This is a genomic window from Enterococcus sp. S183_ASV_20 (genome assembly GCF_018919685.1).
Taxonomy (GTDB): Bacteria; Bacillota; Bacilli; order Lactobacillales; family Enterococcaceae; genus Enterococcus; species Enterococcus faecalis.
Genome location: NZ_JAHLRI010000103.1, coordinates 1 through 4,659, shown reverse-complemented (window position 1 = coordinate 4,659; position 4,659 = coordinate 1). Strand labels below are relative to the sequence as shown.

The window sequence follows — 4,659 nt, the reverse complement described above, 5'->3', positions numbered from 1 at the left end:
AGCAATACATGTGATAGCGCTGACAAAAATGGTATTTCTTATGACTCTGCACGTTGGAACGAGTTAGATAGTAATACGTGTCAACAAAAAGATGCAGGAATAGATATAGAAGAAGCAATTTGCTATAAAGAGATGCTAAAAAACTATATAAAAAAATTTCCTAAACAAAGCAAATTTATCCTCTTGTTGTTACAAGGATATACGTCATGTGAAGCTTCAAAGCTATGCCAATGGGGTTCCAACTATGATGAAAAGAGTAGAAAGAGAGCACAAAGAACGAAACAACATTTTAAAAAGTTTCTAAATGAAATGCTGTGTGAATCTTTATAAACATACAGATAAGGAGAGTTCTATGGATAAGATACAAGAACTGATTATTCATATGGGACTAGAAAGTAACCATATGTTTATTCTAGCAATGATTTGCTGCGCAATGATTATTGATTTCTTATCAGGAGTTTTTGCCGCAAAAATGAATCCAAAAATAGACTTTCAATCAAGAATAGGAATCAATGGAATTTTAAAGAAAATAGCTGCACTAATGTTACTCATATTCTTTATCCCGTTAGCAATGACTATTCCAGGAAATACAGGTACAGGATTACTCTATGTACTCTACTTTGGATATTTATTAATGGAAATTCAATCAATATTAGAAAATTATCAAAAAATAGGAATCGATGTTTCATTGTTTCAGAATTTCATAAACAGATACAGTAAAAGTACGATGGATAACAATAAAACAAATAATTCAAATGAAAAAGAAAAGAAAGAGGAGAAATAATTATGAAAAAAAGTCTATTTATTTTAGGAACAATTTTGTTAACAACAATTGCAGTACAAACAGGAATTGAGACATACGCTAGCAATAATTCCTTTAATCAGGAACAGATTGAATCAAAGGCTAGTAAGCCAAAAACACAATATTCAGAATTAGAATTTGATACGCACGAAGAAGCAAAAGATAACATTCAAGTAATCCCAGAAAAAAGTGGGATTCCAGTTGATTTAGGGAATAATATTACTGGCTATCAAGAAGGTGGAGCTGGTTCTCGTTTTATTACTTTCCATATCAAAAATTATGGTGTTTTTATTCGTACAAATTCAATTTTAGGGCAAGACAACGTTGCTTTATCTAAGGAAGTTGCTCAAATTTTATTAAGTATTGAAAAATATCCGGAAACGGATCGTGGATTAATTCGGGCAGATTTTGCTTCGGGGATGATGTCAATTACTTGGGCGTCAGATACGTTCGTAAAAAGTGTTACTAGCTCTGATTTACGAGTAAGCATTGAAAAAGCTTTAACAAAATAAATTTATAAAGTACAACAAATTTGGAAAGTGAGGTATTAACAAATGGATGAAATGGTTTTAGGTACACAAAAATGGTTAAATAAGACGTATGGAAATGTTTCTGGGTTCAATAAAGTACCAGAAAATGGGAAAACGGGCTGGCCAACTATCTATGGATTACGTCGAGCATTGCAAAAAGAAATGGGAATCCAAGAATTATCAGATAATTTTGGTCCTACCACGGAACGTTATTTTAAAGAAAAAGTAGAAAAACAGTTAAATGAACGTTTTGGGGCAGGCATTGGAAATATTGTGAAAATAATGCAAGGTGGCTTTTGGTGTAAAGGGATTAATCCTTACGTTTCTGGAACTGAAGCAGTTGATGGGTTAATGACAGGTCTCACAACATTAGCGATTAAAAAATTTCAAGAAATGGCAGGATTAGCACCTAGTGGGTACATGAATGCAATGTTAATGAAAGCCTTACTTGATATGAGTGCATTCGCGTTGGTACCAGGAGGGGACAAAAATATTCGGTCAATGCAACAATCTTTAAATGCTAAGTATAATCGTTATTTTGGCTTGTTGCCATGTGATGGTGTGTATCAAAGAGACACGAATAGTGCTTTAATTTATGCACTTCAAGCAGAGATGGGTATGGATGAAAACACAGCAAACGGATTTTATGGACCAGGAACAACGGCTAAGACACCAACATTAACAGTTGGATCTACTGGTAATTTCGTAAAAATTCTACAATGGGCGTTGTATGTAAATGGATTTAATCAATCTGCAGTATTTAGTGGTTCATTTACCTCTTATATTGCAGCTGAAGTAGAAAACTTCCGATTATTTATGAATCTACCCCCCTATAACACTTCCGCAGATATGACTGTAATCAAAGGTCTTCTATCAAGTGCAGGAAACACTGATCGTGCAGCCAGTGCTTGTGACATGGCTACTCAATTAACAAAACAACAAGCACAACTAATTAAAGACAATGGGTATTCTATTGTTGGACGTTATTTAACAGGTAGCGTAGGAGTGGGAGCAAATAAAAAAGATAAAAATCTGACTCTTGAAGAAATTCAAGCCATTACTAGTGTGGGATTAAGTATTTTTCCTATTTATCAAGATGGTGGATGGGAAGAAAGCTACTTTAACGAAGGAAATGGGTTAAGAGATGGTTCTTTAGCGCATAACGCAGCATTTAAACTAGGGTTTCCTTATGGAGCGACTATTTACTTTGCCGTTGATGTAGATATTTTAGATGGTAACATTCCAGGAACGGTCTTACCGTATATCAAGAAAGTAAAAGAATCTTTAGATGCAAATGGCATGTACAAAACTGGAATTTATGGTACACGAAACGTCTGTCAACAAGCAATTGATGCTGGATTTGTTGAACATTGTTTTGTATCTGATATGTCTACAGGATTTAGTGGAAATCTAGGTTTTCCAATGCCAAAAGAGTGGGCATTTGATCAATTCTATGAACATAGTGAATTAGGGTTTCCGATTGATAAAGTGGCCGTATCTGGAAGAGACCATGGGACCAAGGCATTTTCTACAACAATCGGTAATTTAATCCAGTTAGAAACAATTAAATTACTGAATGCTTTAGGGAAAAATTTTACAATCAAAGATGTAGGTATTAAGCTTGATACTCCTACACAAATTATTAGTTCACCAACTCTTGATGTTTATTTTAAATCAAGCGCCTCTTGGACACATAAAGTAGATGATTCAGGAATGTCTATTAGTATTAAAAACGGTAAAATTGATACAAAAGTATACGTAAATCCGATAAAAGAGTCTTTGAATTCGTATAAAGATTTACTAAAGAATTATAATGAAAATCAAGTTGATGAAATGCTTAATAAGCTAGCGCCAGTTATTAAAAATGGGTATATTGAAACTGGTTTTTGCGCTAGAAATAATTTAATTGGAACGAAATTGGTAATTAAAAAGGAAATCGGAGATTCTGAAAACAAAGGAACTTTACAACTTGAAATTGAACTATATCCTAAGCCTCTGTTACCAACTGATATTAAAATACCTCAACCCGATTATGATAAAGCATATAGAGATATTAAAAATGGTCATGTTCCACAATTAAATGTAGAAGTTATTCTAAAAGGCGTTCTAATTGGTGCGCTAGCAGTGGTTATTATTATTGGAATAGCTTCGGGAGCAGCAGAATTAGCAGGAGCGATAACAGCATTTTTTGCTGCATTAGCTTAAGTTATTTCTCGTTGAAAAAGAGCAACTCTTTCACAAGAGTTGCTTTTATAATTTGTAAAAGAAAATTTAAATGAGTATAATGAAAATAAATTTAAAGGAGGGAAATTATGAATAGTATTATAGGGGAAATGGATTTGACGAAATACTTTATTCTTTTAATTTTTCCATTTTTTTTACTGTATATATTTAAATTTTTTTTAAATCAATCATTTGTTAGAAAGAGTAATATTCCGAAGAGAGAATTAAAAGAACAAAAAATAAATCTAATAGAGTTACAAAAGAAGAGTTTTGTATACTACAGCTTTTTAATAAATATATATTTTGTTTTGCATTTGGTAATGGTTATTTTTTTAGGGATGTTTTTAGGATCTTTTTATGAATATGGATACTTTACAAATCAATCGAACGCTATATCATATGCTTTTTTGACTTTGGTTACAGCTCTAATTATTTTATTAATCAACTTACTTGTAGCAATTTTAAGAATAAAATTTTTACATACAGATCAAGGAAAACTGTACGTAGAAACACATAAAAATGTATTTTTACTAAATAGTAAGCAAAAAATTGCTTGGCTTTCAATACACATATTATCTGTGATATTGGCAGGTTTTAATATATTATTATTTCTTAATTCTACTGTGTATTAGAATTGGTATTTTTTGTAAAATTTGTGCATTTATAATCTTATACCCGTATTTCAAAGGAGGTCATGTATGACTTTTGACTATAATTTAAAAGAAGATGAATATTTAAAAGCAATTAAGCTATATACTAGAAAATTCACTAAAACCGGTAAGCGTAAAATAAGAATTACTTATTTTGCTGGACTAGTTTTACTGGTTACTTCTGCGTATATGTTTATATCGATATTTAAACAATATCTTTCTTTCAAACAATCACTTCCTGACTACGTAGTTAGAGAACTACTTAATAAATTATTTACGCAAGGTTTTGGATATATACTAATACTCATTATATATCTGGTATTAGGAATTTTTTTCCTATACAGTGCATACAATTATCCAAGTACTAAGATTATTAACAAAAATACAGATCCGAAAACTTTAGAGCCAAGAAAAGTGAAAATTAATGATTCTGGCATTGTTTACTGGCAAGCAA

At 31.6% G+C, this 4,659-nt stretch carries 5 protein-coding genes and 1 pseudogene; all 6 read left to right on the top strand.

The window, feature by feature from the left end:
• Nucleotides 1-330: pseudogene (locus tag KQI94_RS15485) on the top strand (hypothetical protein); the annotation flags it as partial.
• Nucleotides 317-784: a phage holin family protein gene (locus KQI94_RS15480; protein WP_002390339.1), complete on the top strand. Its 468-nt coding sequence runs from the start codon at nt 317-319 to the stop codon at nt 782-784. The pseudogene KQI94_RS15485 and the gene KQI94_RS15480, both read left to right, overlap by 14 nt.
• Before the next feature lie 2 nt (nt 785-786).
• Nucleotides 787-1,314 carry a hypothetical protein gene (locus KQI94_RS15475; protein WP_002369761.1) on the top strand — a complete coding sequence of 176 codons (528 nt, stop codon included), beginning with the start codon at nt 787-789 and terminating at the stop codon, nt 1,312-1,314.
• 42 nt (nt 1,315-1,356) lie between these two features.
• A complete protein-coding gene (locus tag KQI94_RS15470) occupies nt 1,357-3,537 on the top strand; it encodes a glycoside hydrolase domain-containing protein (protein WP_002360863.1) in 2,181 nt (726 codons plus the stop codon).
• A gap of 107 nt (nt 3,538-3,644) precedes the next feature.
• On the top strand, nt 3,645-4,187 hold the full coding sequence (locus KQI94_RS15465; protein WP_002369760.1) for a hypothetical protein: 543 nt from the start codon (nt 3,645-3,647) through the stop codon (nt 4,185-4,187).
• A 66-nt stretch (nt 4,188-4,253) separates the two neighbouring features.
• Nucleotides 4,254-4,659: YcxB family protein (locus KQI94_RS15460; RefSeq protein WP_216454594.1), on the top strand; the 406-nt coding region annotated here is incomplete at its 3' end.

What these genes read in the sequence shown, in the direction of transcription:
- KQI94_RS15470 (WP_002360863.1), top strand. Translation starts at nt 1,357, where the DNA reads ATGGATGAAATGGTTTTAGGTACACAAAAATGGTTAAATAAGACGTAT.
- KQI94_RS15465 (WP_002369760.1), top strand. Translation starts at nt 3,645, where the DNA reads ATGAATAGTATTATAGGGGAAATGGATTTGACGAAATACTTTATTCTT.
- KQI94_RS15475 (WP_002369761.1), top strand. Translation starts at nt 787, where the DNA reads ATGAAAAAAAGTCTATTTATTTTAGGAACAATTTTGTTAACAACAATT.